The organism is Nonomuraea sp. LPB2021202275-12-8 (genome assembly GCF_037044575.1).
Taxonomy (GTDB): domain Bacteria; phylum Actinomycetota; class Actinomycetes; order Streptosporangiales; family Streptosporangiaceae; genus Nonomuraea.
Genome location: NZ_JBAHWD010000005.1, coordinates 29,470 through 47,265, shown reverse-complemented (window position 1 = coordinate 47,265; position 17,796 = coordinate 29,470). Strand labels below are relative to the sequence as shown.

The window sequence follows — 17,796 nt, the reverse complement described above, 5'->3', positions numbered from 1 at the left end:
TGCCCTCTCCTCCTAGTGGCCAGATCTCCGTCCCCTTGATGGACGCAGCATGCGATCTTCCGCCGTACCTTCAGATGTATGTCCAACGACAGCGCACTGTTCCTCGGCCAGTTCCTCCGGGCCCCGGCCAGCATCGGCGCCATCGCCCCCAGCTCCCAGCGCCTGGCCGCGGCGGTCTGCGCGCCGCTGCCCGAGCGCGGCGAGCCGACCATTGTCGAGCTGGGGCCGGGGACGGGCCCGTTCACCGAGGAGATCCAGCGCAGGCTGGCCGGCCGCGGCCATCACCTGGCGGTGGAGCTCAACGGGCCGATGGCGGCGGTGCTCGCCGAGCGCTTCCCCAAGGTCGACGTGGTGCATGGCGACGCCGCCGAGCTCGCCAAGCTGCTCGCGGATCGGGGGCTGCGCCAGGCTGACGTGGTGGTCAGCGGGCTGCCGTGGGCTGCGTTCCCCGACGGCCTGCAGCGCGGGCTGCTGGCCGCGGTGACCTCGGCGATGAATCCGGCCGGTGCGTTCACCACGTTCTCCTACATCCACGCGATCCCGCTGGCCAGGGCCCGCCGCTTCCGCGCGCTGCTGGCGGAGCGGTTCGAGGAGGTGGTGGCCGGGCGGACGGTGTGGCGCAACGCGCCTCCGGCGTTCGTCTTCCACGCCCGCCGCCCTCGACCGGTAACAGAACTTCCTTCTACGATGGCGTGATGGACTTCTCCCTCCCCGAGAGCGCCCTCGCGGTGCGCCGCGGCATCGGCGACATCTGCGCCGGCTACGACCTGGACTACTGGCAGCGCTGCGAGAGCGACAAGCGCTGGCCCGAGGAGGTCTGGGCGGAGCTCGCCAAGGGCGGCTGGCTCGGCCTGGCCGTGCCGGAGGAGTTCGGCGGCGGTGGGCAGGGCCTGCTGGAACTCGCCGTGGCGACCGAGACGATCGCCGCCTCGGGCGCCGCCGGCGGTTCGGCTTTCACGTACGTGCTCACGCCCGGGTTCGGCGCGCTCACCCTGGCCAGGCACGGCACCGGGGAGCAGCAGGCGGCGCTGCTGCCGAGGCTCGCCACCGGCGAGCTGGAGACGTGCTTCGCGCTGACCGAGCCCGACGCGGGATCCAACTCGCTGGCGATCACCACGTCGGCCCGCCGCGACGGCGACGACTACGTGATCAACGGGCAGAAGATCTGGATCACCGGCGTGCAGCGGGCCACCTGGATGCTCCTGGTCACCCGGACGATCCCGGCGGCCGACGCCAAGCCGCGCACCAACGGGCTGACGGTCTTCCTGGTCAACGTGCCGGAGGCGGTCGCGGCCGGGCAGCTGTCCTACCGGCCGATCCCGAAGCTGGGCGCCAACACCACGCCGTCCAACATGGTGTTCGCCGACGAGTTGCGGGTGCCCGCCACCAGCGTGGTGGGGCAGGTCGACCAGGGCGCGGCCGTGCTGTGGGACATCCTCAACCCCGAACGGATCCTGCTGGCGGCCTCCGCGCTGGGCGGGGCGGAGGTGGCGCTCCGGGTCGCCGTCGAGTACGCCAAGGAGCGCGAGGTGTTCGGCCGCCCGATCGGCGCCAACCAGGCCATCGCGTTTCCGCTGGCCCAGGTCAAGGCGAAGATCGAGCTGGCCCGGCTGATGATCTACAAGGCGGCGTGGTCGTTCGACCGGCGCCTGCCGTGCGGCACCGAGGCCAACATCGCCAAGCTGACGGCCTCGCAGGCGGCCTGGGAGGCGGCCGACGCGGCGTTCCAGACGCACGGCGGCATGGCGTACTCCCTGGAGTACCCCGTCGCCAGGCTGCTCACCGACGCCCGGATCGGGAAGGTGGCACCTGTGACCGAGGAGCTTCTGCTCAACTACCTCGCGACCCAGGTGCTCGGCCTGCCCCGCAGTTTCTGACCGTCACCCCTGCACGCCCGCCGCTCGTCGTCGCCGGACCGTCCTGCGCCTCGGCCGGTTGCGCGACCTCGGCCTGTCTACCTCCGCGTGGCGGGGTGAACGACCTCCTCTGCGTCCGGGTGGCTGGCCGGGCGCCGTCGGGCCGCTGCTTCGTCCCCCGGGGCAGCGTTCTCGACCTCGGCGGACAGGCCCGCTGTGTGCGCGTGACGCCCTTGGCGACCAGCCACTTCCTCGTCCTCCATGGCACTGCGCCTACCCCAGTCACGGGGGTGAAACCACGGCTCAGGAAGAGGACGTTCAGGACAGGGACGTTCAGGACAGGGACGTTCAGGACAGGGACGTTCAGGAGAAGGACGTTCAGGAGAAGGACGGAGGCCGCTTCTCGCGCAGCGCGCGCACGCCCTCGGCGACGTCGGGGCCGGTGAAGCCGAGGAACTCCATCGCCAGCGAGGCGTCGAAGGCCGGGCCCGCCGTCCGCAGCCAGTTGTTGAGCGAGTATTTGGTCAGCCTGATCGCCTCCTGCGAGCCGGACGCGAGCCGCACGGCGATCTCCATGGCCTTGTCGTGCACCTGGTCGTCGTCGACGCAGAGGCTGACCAGGCCCATCCGCTCGGCCTGCTCCCCGGTGACCGGCTCGCACAGCAGCAGGTGGTATTTGGCCTTGGCCAGCCCGCACAGCAGCGGCCAGATGATGGCGGCGTGGTCGCCGGCGGCGACGCCGAGCCGGGTGTGGCCGTCGATGATGCGGGCGGTGCGGCCGGCGACGGAGATGTCGGCCAGCAGCGCGACGGCCAGGCCGGCGCCGACGGCGGGTCCCTGGATGGCCGAGACGACGGGCTTGGCGCAGTTGAGGACGTTGTAGACGATGTCGCGGGCCTCGGCGAAGACGCGCAGCCTGGTGGCGTGGTCGCGGGTCATCTCCTCGATCATCGACAGGTCGCCGCCGGCGGAGAACGCCTCGCCCTCGCCTCTGATCACGACGGCTCTGACGGAGTCGTCGCGGTCCACGTCGCGCCAGATCTCGGCCAGTTCGCGGTGGCCGGTCATGTCGACGGCGTTGAGCCTGCGGGGCTCGCTGATGGTGATCCGGAGCACGCCCTCGGCGGGGACGTCGGTCTTGAGCCGCTCGTAGGTCACAGGAACTCCCTCAGCCGGTCGGCCACGTACGCGCGGGCCTCGATCGCCTGGTCGAACAGCCTCGGCAGGCCGAAGAAGCCGTGCACCGCCCCGTCGAACCTGCGCACCTCGACGGGCACGCCCGCCTCGGCCAGGCGCTTGCCGTAGCGCTCGCCCTCGTCGCGCAGCACGTCGCAGCCGGCGGTCACCACCGTGGCCGGTGGCAGGCCGGCGGCGGACGGCAGGCGCGACGGGGAGAGCCGCGGGTCGTCGAGGTCGGCGCCGGCGGAGTAGTGCTGGACGTACCAGCTCATCTCCTCGGCGTCCAGGCCGAAGCCCTTGGCGAACTCGGTGTAGCTGGGGGTGTCCATCCTGGCGTCCAGCACGGGGTAGACGAGCACCTGGTGGGCCAGGCGCAGGCCGGCGTCGCGCGCCTGCCAGGCGGCCACGGCGGCGAGGTTGCCGCCCGCACTGTCGCCGACCAGGGCCAGGGTGCCGTTGCTCTGGTAGAAGGCGGGGCGGGCGAAGATGTCGCGCAGCACCGTCCAGGCGTCGTCGGCGGCGGCCGGGAAGGGGTGCTCGGGGGCCAGGCGGTAGTCGACCGAGACGACGATCGCCCCGGTGCGGATGGCGAGGTCGCGGCCGAGCGCGTCGTTGCGCTTGACGCTGCCGAACACCCAGCCTCCGCCGTGGAGGTAGACGACGACGGGCCGCGGCTCGTCGCCTCGGTCGGCGCGGTAGATGCGCACGGGCACGCCCTCGGCGGTCTCGTCGCGGACGGAGGGCAGCTGCGGGAGTGGGCCGCGCTGCGCCGCGAAACCGTCCTGCGCGCGCATCCGCTGGATCCCTTCCAGGTCCAGCGTGGCCAGGTCGGTGTTCAGGTCCGAGGGGTAGAGGGCGACGTACTCCCGCGCCTGAGGGTGCAGCGGCATGATCGCAGCCTAGCGGGCCGCTTCCACGAGCGCATCGAACAGCCCGTTGTCGTCTCCGCGCTCGGGGTGCCACTGAACGCCCACGGCGAAGCGGTGTCCCTGCAGCTCGATGCCCTCGACGATCTGGTCCTCGGCCCAGGCCACCGCCAGCAGGCCGCTGCCCAGGCGGCGCACCGACTGGGTGTGCGGGGCCACCGCCTCGACGTGGTCGCCGACCGCCTTGCCGAGCTTGCTGGACACGCTCACCTGGATGCGGTGGGTGCCGCCGGGCTCGCCGTGGCGCTCGCTCTCCAGCATCTCGGGCAGCCAGGGGATGAGCGTGCCGCCCTGGGCGACGTTCAGCACGTGCATGCCGCGGGCGATGGCCAGGATGGGCACCTCGGCCCGCACCGCCGCCCTGGCCAGCGCCAGCTCGAACCGGTCGCGCTGCGGCTGGGCCCCGGGCACCCGCTCGTCCTGCTCGTCGCCGTAGGCGGCGGCGCCGACCTCGACTCCGCCGGTCAGCACCACCGCGCGCAGCCCGCGCACGTAGTCGTCGATCGCGTGCGGGCTGAGCGGCGGCAGCACCACGGGGGCGCCGCCCGCCCGCTCGACCGCCTTGGCGTAGGCCGGCGGGGACAGCACGGCCTCCCGCACCCAGACATCCCAGCGAGCGGCTTCGAAGTAGGCGGTGATGCCTATCAGCGGTCGGGACATGCGTTCTCCAGGGGAGCGTTCTCCAGGCGGCAGGGCGGGGTCCGTGCCGGCGCCGGTGGGGCAGCCACACGCCCATCATGACGCACACCATTTCGGTTATGTCGCTTCTCCCGGAGATCTTTCTCCCCCCGCCCCTCCGGAGCCCCGCAACCGCCCCCGGAGGCCTCCCGGAAGCCCGGCCGGGGCGGGCCGGGCTCGCGCGAGGCGGCCGGTAACGCCTATTTCCACAGAAGAATACGAATACAATTCTTTTTCACATTATCTGGCCGAAACTCGTCCCCGCTGAATGCAAATAATAACGGTGTCGTTACGGATAGTTCAGGTTCGCACCTCATTGGGGCGAATCGGTTGTGGGGTCCCGGAGGTGGTGTAACACTTGATTTCGAGCGGCCGGACGTGCCGGGGCCCGCCGGACGCTCGCTACCCGGAACCGTCAGGGAGGTGGGACGACACGACCGGAATTCGTTTCCGGGCAATAGGACGGGTTGGGTATATGTCGTTGAATCCGCGCCTGGTTAAGGAGAGTTTCTCCATCATCGAGCCGGTGGCCGACAAGGCGGCCGCCTACTTCTACGGCCGACTGTTCGCGGAGAACCCGCATCTGCGCGGGATGTTCCCGCCGGCCATGGACGTGCAGCGGGACCGGCTCTTCGGTGCGCTGACCCGCATCGTCTGGAGCCTGGACAGTCCGGACAGCATGGCGTCGTTTCTCGGCCACTTGGGGAGGGATCATCGCAAATACGGCGTGATCGCCGAGCACTACACCGCGATCGGCACCGCCCTGCTGGCCACCGTCCGGCGCTTCGCCGCCGACATCTGGACCAGCGAGATCGAGGCCGCGTGGGTGTCGGCCTACACGGCCGCGGCCAACCTCATGATCGAATCGGCCGAGGCGGACGCGGGAGTCTCGCCCGCGTGGTGGCTGGCCGACGTCGTCGACCACGAGCGCCGGCACAACGAGATCGCGGTCATCACGCTGCACCCCACGCAGCGGCTGCCCTACACGGCCGGCCAGTACGTCAACGTGCAGACCGCGCGCTGGCCGCGCGTGTGGCGGACGTTCTCCATCGCGAACGCGCCCCGCGCCGACAACTCGATCAGGCTGCACGTGCGCTCGGTTCCCGGCGGGTGGGTCTCCACCACCCTGATCAGGGACACCCGCATCGGCGACACGGTCATGCTCGGGCCGCCGATGGGCACGATGGCGGCGCCGGAGCGCAGCGCCCGCGACATGCTCTGCGTGGCCGGCGGCACCGGCCTCGCGCCGCTGAAGGCGATCATCGAGCAGGTCATCGACTCCGGCCGCAGGCCCAACATCCACCTGCTGTACGGCGCGCGCACCTCGGCAGAGCTCTACGACCTGCCCGACCTCATCCGGATGGAGTCGGCCTTCCCCTGGCTGCGGGTGCTGCCGGTGGTGTCGGACGAGCCCGCCTACGACGGCATGCGCGGCCACCTGCCGGAGGTGACGCAGCGCTTCCACTCCTGGGCCGAGCACGAGGTGTTCGTGTGCGGGCCGTCCGCCATGGTCAACGAGACGGTCCGCCGCCTGCAGATCGACGGCGTGCCGCTGTCGCGCATCCACCGCGACATCGTGCACTCCGAGCGATGATCACCTGAAGGCTGCGGCGGTCTCCGCGTCGTTGGGCCAGAACGTCTCGATGGCCAGCTCGGAGACCGTCACGTCGACGGGCGTGCCGAACGTGGCGATCGTGGTGAACATCGACAGGATCGTGTCACCGTGCCTGATCCGCAGCGGTACCAGGATGTCGCCGGGCCCGGGCACGTGCGCCACGTTCAGGTCCACGCCCGGATAGGTGTAGGCGGCCAGCTCGTCGTGCAGCTCGGCCAGCCGCCCGTCGCCCGAGATCTCCGCCTGCCTGCGCAGCCGGTGCAGCAGGTGGGCCCGCACCTCGGCGAGGTTCACCAGCCTGCCGCCCATCGCGTCGGGGTGCAGCGACAGGCGCATCGCGTTGACCGGCTCCTTCAGCAGCTCCGCCGGCACGCCGTCCATGAACAGCGCGGCCGCCGAGTTGGCCGCCACCAGATTCCAGCCGGCGTCCACGACCAGCGCCGGGTACGGTTCGTGCCCGGCCAGGATCTTGTCCAGCGCCTGGCGGACCACCTCCATCTCCGGAGCGCGCACCGCGCGCTCCGGGAACACCGGCGCGAACCCGGCGGCCACCAGCAGCCTGTTGCGGTGCCGCAGCGGCACCTCCAGCTCCTCGGCCAGCCGCATCACCATCTCGCGGCTCGGCCGGGCGCGCCCGGTCTCCAGGAAGCTGATGTGCCGCGACGACACGTCCGCCTCGATCGCCAGGTCGAGCTGGCTCACGCGGCGCCGTTGACGCCAAGATCGCAACAAATCACCAAAAGACTCTTCTTGTACGGCAAGTGCTCCCATATCCGGTAACGCTATCCATAGGCGGGAAGCCCGACGATTACCTGGCGAGTAATCGTGTGGCGAATCGCCCAGTCCTCGGCAGCGCGGACACCCGCGTGGCACGATGGCCGGAAGCGAACATCGGAGCGATGCTATGAGTGACGCAATGCTCGCGATCGGCACCCGCAAGGGCCTGTTCCTCGCCCGTTCCTCCGGGAGGGGCCGGTTCGAGGTCGAGCCGATCCAGTTCTCCACGGTCGCGGTGCACTCGGTGGCGATCGACACCCGCGGCGCCACCCCCCGCCTCCTGGCGGGCATCGAGTACGGCCACTTCGGCCCCTCGGTGATGTACTCCGACGACCTCGGCAAGTCCTGGCAGGAGGCCGGCAAGGCGCCCATCGCCTTCCCCGAGAAGACAGGGGCGACCCTCACCAGGGTCTGGCAGCTCGCCCCCTCGCCGTCGGAGCCGCAGGTGGTGTGGGCGGGGGTGGAGCCCGGCGCGCTGTTCCGGTCGGAGGACGGCGGCATCACCTACGAACTGGTCGAAGCGCTGTGGGAGCACCCGCACCGGCCGCAGTGGCAGCCGGGCGGCGGCGGGCTCTGCCTGCACACGATCGTCAACCACCCGTCCGACCCCCGGATCATGGGCGTGGCCGTGTCGACGGGCGGCTTCTACCGCACCGGCGACGGCGGCCTGTCCTGGGAGGCGGCCAACCAGGGCATCCGCGCGCCGTTCATGCCCGAAGGGCAGCAGTATCCGGAGTTCGGCCAGTGCGTGCACAAGGTGGTCATGCACCCGGCCAGGCCCGAGCGGCTGTTCCTGCAGCACCACTTCGGCGTCTACCGCAGTGACGACTTCGGCGGCTCCTGGCAGGACATCGGCTCGTCGCTGCCGTCGGACTTCGGCTTCCCGATCGTGGTCCACCCCGCCCAGACCGACACCGTCTACGTGCTGCCCCTGCATGCCGACATGGACCGCACCCCGGTCGGCCACCGCTGCCGCGTCTACCGCAGCGACGACGCCGGCGACACCTGGCGCCCGCTGGAGCGGGGCCTGCCCGAGGAGCCGGTGTACGCGAGCGTGCTCCGCGACGCGATGACCGCCTCCACGGCGGGGGTGTTCTTCGGCACCCGCGACGGCGAGGTCTACGGCTCGCGCGACGACGGCGAGAGCTGGTCCCAGGTGGCCAGGCACCTGCCCGACGTGCTCACCGTGCGCGCGGCGGAGCTGTGACCATGGCGAAATCGGTGATGATGGTGGTGTTCGTGCTGCCCAACTCGCTGCGCCAGTGGGTCAGCGGGCGCACCGAGGTGAAGGTGTTCGCGATCGGCGCCGACCGCGACTCCCCGCCCACCCTGGGCTCGGCCCTGGACATGCTGCGCCGCACCCACCCGCTGCTGGAGGAGCGCATCCGCGACGAGTACGGGCGCATCCGCCGGCACATCAGCATGATCGTGTGCGGCGAGAACTCCCGGGGCCTCGGCGGCCTCGACTGTGCGATGCCGCCGGGCGCCGAGGTCTACGTGCTGCCCGCGCTCGCCTGACCAGCGGCTAGGGTGCCACCCTGCCGTTGGCGACGAAGGCGGCGTGGGTGAGCGGCATGAGCTCGGCCCAGACGGCCTCCATCCGCTCGGCCACCATCTCGATCTCGCGCTGCGGGAACGAGGGCACCCTGGCCTGCTCGTGCTGGGTGCGCAGCGACAGGAAGTGCATGAGCGAGCGGGCGTTGCAGGTCGCGTACATCGTGGAGAACAGCCCCAGCGGCAGCACGGCGCGCGCGACCTCGCGGGCGACGCCCGCCTCCAGCATCTCCTGGTAAGCCGCGTAGGACTGGCGGTAGGAGCCCTCCATCGCCTCGTTGACGAGCTTGTGCTGCTCGGGGGTGCCCGGGGTGAACACGTAGTGGCCCGGCTTGCCCTCCTGCACCAGCTTGCGCTCCTTGCCCGGCACGTAGAAGGCCGACTGGAGCTCCCGGTAGCGGCCGCTCTCCTCGTTGTAGGACCAGCCCACCCGGTGGCGCTGGAACTCGCGGAAGACGAAGATCGGCGCGCTGACGAAGAACGTCATGGAGTTGTGCTCGAACGGGCTGCCGTGCCGGTCGCGCATCAGAAAGTTGATCAGCCCCTTGGAACGCTGCGGGTCCTTCTCCAGCTCCTCCAGGGACTGCTCACCCGCCGTGGAGACGCGGGCCGCCCACAGCACATCGGTGTCCGAGGCACTGTGTTTCACCAGCTCCACTGTCACATCGTCCAGAAAACGCACGCGTAGATCCCCTCCCTCTGCGAACAGGCCGCCCGCCATCGTACGCCTGCCGCGCCCGGGTCGCGGGCACGGCAGGCGTACCGGAGACGACGATCAGCGGCGGGAGATCCGTGCCGGCCGCGGTGCCGAGCCGGACGGCTCGCACGCCTTAGTCATGAAATACGGCCCTAAAGCCGATATACCCGGCGAGCATTGCCGGAGCCGATCATGTGCGCGATCCTGGCCGCGTCCGCGGCGCTCCACTCCCTCTCGTCGATGCGCGCCTTCAGCACCCCGCCGAGGGCCTGCCGGAAGTAGAGCGCGCCGAGGAAGCAGGTCTCGGCCACGCCCCGGCAGCCGGAGCCGAACAGCAGCTTGTGGAACGGGGCCAGCTCCAGCAGCTCCTCCAGGATCCGCGCCGAACCGGCCGCGGTGTGCGCGAACGCGGGCCCGGCGTCGACGTGGACGTGCGGGAAGGCATGGGCGAGGTAGGCGGCCTGGCGCTGGAACGGGTAGCAGTTGAGCAGGATCACCGGCACGCCGGTCGGCTGGAGCGCCCGGACGAACCCGGTGAGCCGGGCCGGGTCCGCGCGATGCAGGTCGGCCTCGCAGTCGCCGAACCCGGTGTGGACCTGCAACGGCAGGCCCCGCTCCCTGGCCACGTCGACCGCCGCCCAGAGCAGGTGGCGGAGCAGGACGGGCTCGTTCAGCCGCTGCTTGGGATCGGACAGCCTCCGGTTGGCCGCCGCGAGGACCGAGCCGCGGCTCGGCCTGGACGGGTCGAAGTCGAGGCCGAGCCGGGCGGCGGCGACCGTCTTGAGCCCGACGGCCCTGGCGGCCCGGGCGGCGAGCTCCTCGGTGAGGCTGTCCATGTAGTCGACGGCGACCTGCGCCATCTCGGCCACGTCGTGCTCGATCTGCTCGACCCTGACGATCTCGTCCGCCGCCGCCGACCCGCCGCGCCCCATCTCGGCCGCCGACAGCAGATCGACGCTCTCCACCCCGGTGTCCACCAGGAACGCCACCACGCCGGAGGCCTGCAGCAGGCGCCGGTTGGCCTCGGCCGCGCCCAGCTCGGCCCGGCGGCTCAGGTAGACGGCGGGGGCCGCGTGCGGCTCCAGGTCGAGCACCGGCGCGCACCAGCGGCGGATGCCGGCGCCGATCGGGGTGTCGAAGTGGGTGGTGCCGGGCGGGGCGGGGCTCGCGCCCTCGTTGATGAGCAGCTCGAACTGCGCTCTGGACAGCTCGTCGCGGCGCACCCCGTGGCAGGCGTGGTCGACGAGCGGGGCGAGCAGGGCCTCACGCACCGTGTCGGGCAGGTCTACGGGGAGCATGCGGCAGACTCTAAAGGCTGCCCGCAGGCCCCCGTGGACGTTTTGCCGACGAGTTAGGCGGGCCGGCGGGAAAGCCGCAGGACGTTGGCGATGATCTTCGCACCGGCTCCGCCTTCGGCGGTCAGGATCGACTCCGGGTGAAACTGCACCGCGAAGCGGCGCCTGGCCGGGTCCTCGATCGCCATCACGTTGCCGTCGGGCGTGACCGCGGTCGGGGTGAAGCCGACGACCCCGGGCCGCTTGGCGTGCAGCGAGTGGTAGCGGGCCGCGGTGAACTCCTCGGGCAGGCCGTCGAGCAGCGCGCTGCCGCCCAGCCGCGCGACCCGCCCGCGCTTGCCGTGCTCGGGGTAGTCCAGCAGCTCCAGGTTGCCACCGGCCTGCTCGACCATCGCCTGCAGGCCGAGGCAGACGCCGAAGACCGGCAGGTCGCGGGCGTAGATCTCGTCGATCAGCGCCGACATGCCGAAGTCCGACGGCCAGCCGGGGCCGGGCGAGAGCACCACCAGGTCGGGCCCGATCTCGTCGATCGTCCGCGCCGGGAAGCCGTGGCGCAGCGTCACCACGTCGGCGCCCTCCTGGCGGAAGTAGTCGGCGAGGGTGTTGACGAAGGAGTCCTCGTGGTCGACGAGCAGCACCTTCATCCCCTGGCCCGGCTGCTCCCTGATCACGGCGGCCGGCACGGCGTCGGGCTGGTTGACGGCGGCGAGCGCGCCGAGCAGGGCGCTGGCCTTGAGCTCGGTCTCGCGCTCCTCGGCCTCGGGGTCGGAGTCGAACAGCAGCGTCGCCCCGGCGCGCACGGTCGCGACGCCGTGCTTGATCTGGGCGGTGCGCAGGGTGAGCCCGGTGTTCATGGAGCCGTCGAAGCCGATGAAGCCGATGGCGCCGCCGTACCACCTGCGGGTGGTGGCCTCGTGGTCCTCGATGAACTGCATGGCCCAGGTCTTGGGGGCGCCGGTCACCGTGACGGCCCACATGTGGGTGAGGAAGGCGTCCAGGGCGTCGAACTCGGGGCGCAGCCGGCCCTCGATGTGGTCGACGGTGTGGATCAGGCGGGAGTAGAGCTCGATCTGGCGGCGGCCGATGACCTTGACGGTGCCGGGGACGCAGACACGCGACTTGTCGTTGCGGTCCACGTCGGTGCACATGGTGAGCTCCGACTCCTCCTTGACGCTCGACAGCAGGGTGCGGATGGCCTCGGCGTCCTCGACCGGGTTGTCGCCCCTGGCGATCGTGCCGGAGATGGGGCAGGTCTCGACCCGGTCGCCGGTGACCCGGACGAACATCTCGGGCGAGGCGCCGACCAGGTGCTCGCCCTCGCCGAGGCTGATGATGAACTCGTACGGCGCCGGGTTGCTGTGGCGCAGGCTCCGGTAGAAGGCGGCCGGGTCGGTGCAGGTGGCGTGGAAGACCTGGCCGGGCACGACCTCGAACAGGTCGCCGCGCTTGAACCTCTCCTTGGCCGCTGCGACGACCTTGGCGTAGTCGCCCCTGACCGGGTCGGCCGGGACCTGGGCGGGGGCGACGAGGCGGTTGGAGTCGCCGGCGCGCTCCAGGCCGCGGGTGGTGGCGCCGTCGACGGTGAACTCGTAGCGGTACTCGACGCAGGTCTCGCGCTGCCTGTCGATGACGACGAGCCGGTCGGGCAGGTGGAGGACGAGGTCGCGCTGGTCGTCGGGGCGGACGAGCTCCTGCCTGATCGGCTCGAACTGGAAGGCCAGGTCGTAGCCGAACGCGCCGTAGAGGCCGAGGTGCGGGTCGTCGCCCTTGAAGGCGGCGATGACCTCGCGGATCGCGGTGAACACGGTGGGCCTGCGGCTGCGCATCTCCTCCGGCAGCAGGTCCTCGGACTCGTCGACGCGCACCTGGACGTAGTCGGCGGTGGGCTCCTCCACCGGCTTGCCGGCGGCCAGCAGGCAGGAGGCGACGGCCGGCAGCACGACCCTGCCGCGCGCGTTGAGCGCCCTGGCCGAGATGGTGCGGCCCCGGGCGACCAGCTCCAGGCAGGGGTCGACGTAGCCGAACGCCCATCGGCTGTAGCGGCCCGGGTAGTCCATGCCGGAGGAGAACGCGCCGCCGCGCCTGTCTCCGAGGGCCGTCACGATCTCTTCCAGCGCGTCCTCTGACACCTGGCGCACTTCGCGCTCGACGCCGACGCCCCCGGCGGTGGTATATCCGCTCGTCTCCACTGCTGCCCCTTTGGTGAGCTGAAATCGATGAGCCCCGGGGGCGGGCACGACAAAGGCCGCCTTTACCGGGGCGGCCGTCCGTTGAGGTATGCGAATTTCGCGCCGCCTAGAAGCGGCGCCACCACTGAAGCCGGGCGCGATTTCGCATGGGGCACAGATTACTCCGCCCGGACAAGATCACGCAACGCGGACACGCCAGGTGTCGGATTTCAATACAGAGCTGTGCTGTATTCAAATCGGCACCGGAAGGAGCCCGCCATGACCGCGACCCCGCCCACCCTGCCCACCGAGCGCCCCAACCCCTTCGATCCGCCCGTCGAGCTGGGCGAGCTGCGCGAGAGCCGGCCGCTCTGCCGGCTGGCCCGGCCGCGGCGTTCCGCCGGGCGGCCGCGCAGCCAGGAGGCCGACGCCGCCATCCTCGCGGCGGCGCTCGACCTGCTCATCGAGTGCGGCGCCGCCCAGACGAGCATCGAACGGGTCGCCCAGCGGGCCGGCGTCACCCGGGCGACCGTCTACCGCAGGTTCGACGGCAAGACGGCCCTGCTGGTGCGGGCGGTGCTCGTGGCGCACCACGACCTCGATCCGGTGTTCGCCGGCTGGCGGGACATCGAGCACATGGTGGCGGAGTGGGCGCTCTACCTGTCCCATCCACGGCACCGGCGGCTGCTGCGCCGGCTCTACGGCTCGGTGGACGACCATCCCGAGCTGCTGTCCGCCTACCTCGAGGCCAACGGCGGGCGGCGCGCGGCGGCGGTGGGCGACACCCTGCGCCGCGCCCGCGACGCGGGGCAGCTGCCCGCGGACCGGGACCTGGCGGTCGTCCAGCAGCTGCTCAACGGGGCCATCCTGCACCACCTGGGCATGCGTCCCGGCGCGGGCGACGCGGGCGAGATCGAGGCCTACCTGCTGGCGATGCTGAAGCAGGTGGGGTATCGGCGGGACGGGCGGGAGACGTACTGACAGAAGGACACCGCGAGGCGTCCCCTGGCGTGGCGATCCTCACGGTGATCTGTCCGGCCCCGCCGGTTCGCTGACACCGTCACCCGGATCCTGCGCTCACTTCCGCCGGAGGAACGGTCACGCACAGTGATCTTGACGGGCCGCCACGGCGAGCGCGGTTCGCTGTCACGGTCCGGCCTGACAAACGCCTACTCCGGGCACAACCAGCTCCGGAAGTACGGTCCGCCGCCCGGGAGCGCGACGGTGGCGAGCGTCCTGAACATCGGCGCGCGCATCCGGGACGCGCAGTTCTCGGCCTGCGAGCAGAAGGCGCCGTTTGACAACGGCACCGGCGCCGGGGACTAGGGGCAGGGCCTGCCGATCCGGCTGCGCAGGGGCCTTGAGCGGCCACGGAGTTCAAACTGGCACGGATGGCAACATTTCAGCTGACCAGATTACATTTCAGGACATGTCAGATCTTGTTGGCGTGGAATACTTGCATTCCGAACAAGATCTCTTCACTCTTCTCCACATAGGCGTAAAGATCAGCTCTACACCGCTTGGTGTGAAGGAGAGTTGTGCTGAACACCCCCCGTTGGCGTGCGCTCTTAGTCGGAGCCGTCGCTACTCTCAGTGTCATCCTCCCTTATGGCGTGGCGCACGCGGCGCCCGACCCCGACAAGATCAGCGAGGCCGTCCAGGCGCAGCTGGACAGCGATGACAAGGCCACCTTCTGGGTCCGGATCAAGGGCGAGGCCGACCTCAGCGCCGCCCGCCGGGCCACCACGAAGGAGGTCAAGGCCGAGCGGGTCTATGAGGCCAAGACCGAGCGTGCCGCCTCCTCCCAGGCGGGCCTGCGCAAGCTGCTGGAGTCGCACGGCGCCGACTTCACCTCCTACTGGATCGTCAACGCCGTCAAGGTGACGGCCGGCGCGAAGCTGGCGGCCGCGATCGCCGAACTGCCCGAGGTCGAGCGGATCGAGCCGATCCGCACCCTCACGCTGCCGAAGCCCGTCCAGGGCAAGGCGGAGAACAGGATCAACGCGGTCGAGTGGAACATCGACCGGGTCCGCGCCCCGCAGGTGTGGAGCGAGCTGGGCAACCGCGGCGAGGGCATCGTGGTCGCCAACATCGACAGCGGTGTGCAGTTCGACCACCCCGACCTGGCCGCGGCCTACCGCGGCAGCAGCCCGGACGGCTCGGTGACGCACGACTACAACTGGTTCGACCCGGCCGAGGTCTGCCCGAGCACGGCGCCGTGTGACAACAACGGCCACGGCACCCACGTCATGGGCACCATGGTCGGCGCCAACGGCATCGGCGTCGCCCCGGGCGCCAAGTGGATCGCCGCCAAGGGCTGCGAGTTCAACACCTGCACCGACGCCTCCCTGCTGGCGGCCGGCCAGTGGATCGTGGCCCCCACGGACGCCTCCGGCGCCAACCCGCGCCCGGACCTGGCTCCGGACATCGTCAACAACTCCTGGGGCGGCGCCGGCTTCGACCCCTGGTACAAGCAGACGGTGGAGGCGTGGATCGCCGCCGGGATCTTCCCGGCCTTCTCCAACGGCAACGAGGGCCCCTCCTGCCGCACCAGCGGCTCGCCGGGACAGTACGCGATCAGTTACAGCGCGGGCGGCTTCGACATCAACAACGCGCTGTACGCGCGCTCCAGCAAGGGCGAGGGCGAGGGCGGCGAGATCAAGCCCAACATCGCGGCGCCCGCGGTGAACGTCCGCTCCTCGGTCCCCGACGACGACTACGACTCCTACACGGGCACCTCGATGGCCTCGCCGCACGTGGCGGCCACCGTGGCGCTCATCTGGTCGGCGTCGCCGCGCCTCAACGGCGACATCGCCGCCACCCGGCCGCTGCTCGACAGCACCGCGATCGACGTGAGCGACACGGCCTGCGGCGGCACCGCCACCGACAACAACATCTGGGGCGAGGGCAGGCTCGACGCCTACGCCGCCGTCCAGGCCGCGCCGCAGGAGGCGCTCGGCGAGTTGAAGGGCACGGTCACCGCCGCCGGCGCGCCGCTGGCCGGCGTCACGGTCACTGTCGACGGGCCGGCGGCCCGCAGCGCCGTCACCGGCGCGGACGGCACCTACACCTTCGTGCGCCTGCTGCCGGGCGACTACGAGATCAAGGCCGAGAAGTTCGGCTACGAGACGGCGACGGCGAGCGCGGCGGTCGTGGGCGACCAGAGCACCACCGTCGACGTGCCCCTGACCCAGCTGGCCTCGAGCGTGGTGTCCGGCACGGTCAGCACCGCCGGCACCCCCGAGGCGGGCGCCCGCGTCGAGGCCGGCGGCACCCCGCTCAGCGCCGTCACCGACGCCCAGGGCCGCTACCGGCTCACGCTGCCGAACGGCTCCTACGACCTCAGGGTCGTCCCGGTGTCGCGCTGCTCCAGCGGCACCACCGTGCCCGTCACGGTGGACGGCGACGTGACCAAGGACATCGAGCTGCCGCTGCGCGGCGACAACTTCGGCTATACCTGCCGCAGCGGCGCCGAGCCGTACGTGGCCGGCACCGACAGGCTCGCTCTCACCGGCGACGACGAGGCGACCCAGGTGACGCTGCCGTTCGCGGTCCCGTTCTACGGCAGCGGCCGCACCTCGGCGTGGGTCAGCAGCAACGGCTTCGCCACCTTCGCCGCGGACCGGATCGTCACCGGCAACAACGGCACGCTGCCCAGCACGGGCACGCCCAACAACGCGGTCTACCCGTTCTGGGACGACCTGGTGCTCGACGCCGAGAGCGGCGTCTACACAGGCGTCACCGGGACGGCGCCGCACCGCCAGTACGTGATCGAGTGGCGCAACGCCAAGTTCTACTCCGACGCCACGCAGCGCATCTCGTTCTCCGCGCTGCTGGGCGAGGACGGGACGGTGGGCTACCGCTACAAGGACATCGAGAGCGAGCGCGACCAGGGCGTGGCCGCCACGGTCGGCATCGAGAACGCGGCGGGCGACGACGCGCTGCTCTACTCCTACAACGAGGCGGCGCTGTCCACCGGGCAGAGCCTCACCTTCACCGCGAGCAGGCACGGTCTGGTGACAGGCGTGGTGACCGACGCCAACGACGGCGACCCGCTGCCGGGCGCGACGGTCAAGATCGGCGAGGTGGCGACGTTCACCACCGGCGCCGACGGCAGGTTCTACGGCCAGGTGCTGGCCGGCGACTACGAGGTGGAGGTGTCCAAGGAGCACTACGGCACCTTCACGCAGCCCGTCACGGTCGCGCCCACCACGGTGACCACGATCGACACGGCGCTGGTGACGGGCAGGGTGGCCGCCTCGGTGGCCGAGGTGACCGTGGTGATGCCCACCAACGCCACCAGGAGCCGGACGCTGGAGCTGACCAACCTCGGCTCGCCGACGCCGTACACCGTCACCACGGACCCGGCGGCGGGCTGGCTCAGCGTCGCCCCGGTCTCCGGCGACCTGGCCAAGGACCAGAAGGTGACGTTGAAGGTCACCGTCTCCAGCGCCGGCGTGGCCGCCGGCACGGTGCGGTCCGGCAAGCTGATCATCAAGTCGGCCAGCGGCCGCCAGCCCGTCATCGAGGTCGCGGTGACGGTCGTGGTGCCCAAGCACCAGGTGGCCGTCGACGTCGGCGCCAGCCGTGGGTCCACGGACGTGGCCGGTGACGCCTGGACCGCCGACCGGAAGTACAGCCAGGGCGGCCACGGCTGGATCGCCAACTCCAGCGGCACCCTGAGCACGAGCAGGACGATCAAGGGCACCACGGACCAGGCGCTGTTCAGGACGGCACGCGAGAAGATGCTGGAGTACCGCTTCGACAACGTGCCCGCCGGGGTCTACACGGTGGAGCTGAACTTCGCCGACCTGAAGAACACCGGCTATGGGCGGCGGGTGTTCGACGTGCTGGTCGAGGGCGAGCTGGCGATCCCGGCCCTGGACCTGGCCCTGGAGGCGGGCACGTACACGGCCGTGAGCAGGCAGTACACGGTGCGGGTCAGCGACGGGCAGCTCAACGTCCGCTTCGCCGCCCGTGACGGCTCGACCATCGTCAACGCCATCAGGATCTCCGAGCGGCCCGACAGGACCGTCTCCTAGATCCGCGAC

Annotated in this window: 15 protein-coding genes; 8 read left to right on the top strand and 7 right to left on the bottom strand. The window is 71.1% G+C overall.

What is annotated here, in order from left to right:
* The first annotated feature begins 78 nt into the window (after positions 1 to 78).
* Entirely contained in the window at positions 79 to 696 is a 618-nt protein-coding gene (locus tag V5E28_RS11110) for a class I SAM-dependent methyltransferase (RefSeq protein WP_336206501.1), read from the top strand.
* The gene (locus V5E28_RS11105) at positions 696 to 1,877 is read left to right on the top strand and encodes an acyl-CoA dehydrogenase family protein (protein WP_336206500.1); all 1,182 of its coding nucleotides are present in this window, start codon (positions 696 to 698) and stop codon (positions 1,875 to 1,877) included. Before V5E28_RS11110 ends, V5E28_RS11105 begins: the two co-directional genes overlap by 1 nt.
* 357 nt (positions 1,878 to 2,234) lie before the next feature.
* Here the strand turns inward: V5E28_RS11105 and V5E28_RS11100 are convergent, their stop codons facing one another.
* Genes V5E28_RS11100 through V5E28_RS11090 form a run of 3 tightly spaced genes read right to left on the bottom strand, consistent with a single transcriptional unit; the run spans position 2,235 to position 4,621 of the window.
* Entirely contained in the window at positions 2,235 to 3,014 is a 780-nt protein-coding gene (locus tag V5E28_RS11100) for an enoyl-CoA hydratase/isomerase family protein (RefSeq protein WP_336206498.1), read from the bottom strand.
* Positions 3,011 to 3,925, bottom strand: a complete 915-nt coding sequence (locus tag V5E28_RS11095) for an alpha/beta hydrolase (RefSeq protein WP_336206496.1) — start codon at positions 3,923 to 3,925, stop codon at positions 3,011 to 3,013. Before V5E28_RS11095 ends, V5E28_RS11100 begins: the two co-directional genes overlap by 4 nt.
* 9 nt (positions 3,926 to 3,934) lie before the next feature.
* Positions 3,935 to 4,621: a gamma-glutamyl-gamma-aminobutyrate hydrolase family protein gene (locus tag V5E28_RS11090; protein WP_336206494.1), complete on the bottom strand. Its 687-nt coding sequence runs from the start codon at positions 4,619 to 4,621 to the stop codon at positions 3,935 to 3,937.
* 544 nt (positions 4,622 to 5,165) lie between these two features.
* Between V5E28_RS11090 and V5E28_RS11085 the strand changes: the two genes are divergently transcribed.
* Positions 5,166 to 6,233 (top strand): globin domain-containing protein, encoded by a 1,068-nt coding sequence (locus V5E28_RS11085; RefSeq protein ID WP_336206493.1) that lies wholly within the window; start codon positions 5,166 to 5,168, stop codon positions 6,231 to 6,233.
* On the opposite strand, the gene V5E28_RS11080 is transcribed toward V5E28_RS11085, so the two are convergent.
* Complete coding sequence (locus V5E28_RS11080) at positions 6,234 to 7,025, bottom strand: helix-turn-helix domain-containing protein (RefSeq protein ID WP_336206491.1); 792 nt, start codon at positions 7,023 to 7,025, stop codon at positions 6,234 to 6,236.
* Between the two features lie 133 nt (positions 7,026 to 7,158).
* Here V5E28_RS11080 and V5E28_RS11075 point away from each other — a divergent pair, with 133 nt between their 5' ends.
* Complete coding sequence (locus V5E28_RS11075; RefSeq protein WP_336206489.1) at positions 7,159 to 8,238, top strand: WD40/YVTN/BNR-like repeat-containing protein; 1,080 nt, start codon at positions 7,159 to 7,161, stop codon at positions 8,236 to 8,238.
* A gap of 2 nt (positions 8,239 to 8,240) precedes the next feature.
* On the top strand, positions 8,241 to 8,549 hold the full coding sequence (locus V5E28_RS11070) for a hypothetical protein (protein ID WP_336206487.1): 309 nt from the start codon (positions 8,241 to 8,243) through the stop codon (positions 8,547 to 8,549).
* A gap of 7 nt (positions 8,550 to 8,556) precedes the next feature.
* Here V5E28_RS11070 and thyX read toward each other — a convergent pair whose 3' ends face one another.
* The 3 genes from thyX to V5E28_RS11055 all read right to left on the bottom strand — a co-directional run bounded on the left by thyX (position 8,557) and on the right by V5E28_RS11055 (position 12,766).
* Positions 8,557 to 9,267 (bottom strand): FAD-dependent thymidylate synthase, encoded by a 711-nt coding sequence (gene thyX, locus V5E28_RS11065; RefSeq protein ID WP_336206485.1) that lies wholly within the window; start codon positions 9,265 to 9,267, stop codon positions 8,557 to 8,559.
* A gap of 167 nt (positions 9,268 to 9,434) precedes the next feature.
* Positions 9,435 to 10,580: an amidohydrolase family protein gene (locus V5E28_RS11060; protein WP_336206483.1), complete on the bottom strand. Its 1,146-nt coding sequence runs from the start codon at positions 10,578 to 10,580 to the stop codon at positions 9,435 to 9,437.
* A 53-nt stretch (positions 10,581 to 10,633) separates the two neighbouring features.
* Positions 10,634 to 12,766 (bottom strand): anthranilate synthase component I, encoded by a 2,133-nt coding sequence (locus tag V5E28_RS11055; RefSeq protein WP_336206481.1) that lies wholly within the window; start codon positions 12,764 to 12,766, stop codon positions 10,634 to 10,636.
* Between the two features lie 258 nt (positions 12,767 to 13,024).
* Here V5E28_RS11055 and V5E28_RS11050 point away from each other — a divergent pair, with 258 nt between their 5' ends.
* The 3 genes from V5E28_RS11050 (at position 13,025) to V5E28_RS11040 (ending at position 17,787) form a co-directional block, all read left to right on the top strand.
* Positions 13,025 to 13,726 carry a TetR/AcrR family transcriptional regulator gene (locus tag V5E28_RS11050; RefSeq protein WP_336206479.1) on the top strand — a complete coding sequence of 234 codons (702 nt, stop codon included), beginning with the start codon at positions 13,025 to 13,027 and terminating at the stop codon, positions 13,724 to 13,726.
* Between the two features lie 126 nt (positions 13,727 to 13,852).
* The gene (locus V5E28_RS11045; protein ID WP_336206478.1) at positions 13,853 to 14,071 is read left to right on the top strand and encodes a hypothetical protein; all 219 of its coding nucleotides are present in this window, start codon (positions 13,853 to 13,855) and stop codon (positions 14,069 to 14,071) included.
* Between the two features lie 287 nt (positions 14,072 to 14,358).
* Positions 14,359 to 17,787, top strand: coding sequence for a S8 family serine peptidase (locus V5E28_RS11040; RefSeq protein ID WP_336206476.1), 3,429 nt, complete (start codon positions 14,359 to 14,361; stop codon positions 17,785 to 17,787).
* Positions 17,788 to 17,796 lie beyond the last annotated feature (9 nt).

Bases quoted from the DNA above. Each gene is read 5' to 3' on its own strand.
- V5E28_RS11110 (WP_336206501.1), top strand. From the start codon at position 79: ATGTCCAACGACAGCGCACTGTTCCTCGGCCAGTTCCTCCGGGCCCCG.
- V5E28_RS11105 (WP_336206500.1), top strand. From the start codon at position 696: ATGGACTTCTCCCTCCCCGAGAGCGCCCTCGCGGTGCGCCGCGGCATC.
- V5E28_RS11095 (WP_336206496.1), bottom strand. From the start codon at position 3,925: ATGCCGCTGCACCCTCAGGCGCGGGAGTACGTCGCCCTCTACCCCTCG.
- V5E28_RS11090 (WP_336206494.1), bottom strand. From the start codon at position 4,621: ATGTCCCGACCGCTGATAGGCATCACCGCCTACTTCGAAGCCGCTCGC.
- V5E28_RS11080 (WP_336206491.1), bottom strand. From the start codon at position 7,025: ATGGGAGCACTTGCCGTACAAGAAGAGTCTTTTGGTGATTTGTTGCGA.
- V5E28_RS11075 (WP_336206489.1), top strand. From the start codon at position 7,159: ATGAGTGACGCAATGCTCGCGATCGGCACCCGCAAGGGCCTGTTCCTC.
- V5E28_RS11070 (WP_336206487.1), top strand. From the start codon at position 8,241: ATGGCGAAATCGGTGATGATGGTGGTGTTCGTGCTGCCCAACTCGCTG.
- V5E28_RS11060 (WP_336206483.1), bottom strand. From the start codon at position 10,580: ATGCTCCCCGTAGACCTGCCCGACACGGTGCGTGAGGCCCTGCTCGCC.
- V5E28_RS11050 (WP_336206479.1), top strand. From the start codon at position 13,025: ATGACCGCGACCCCGCCCACCCTGCCCACCGAGCGCCCCAACCCCTTC.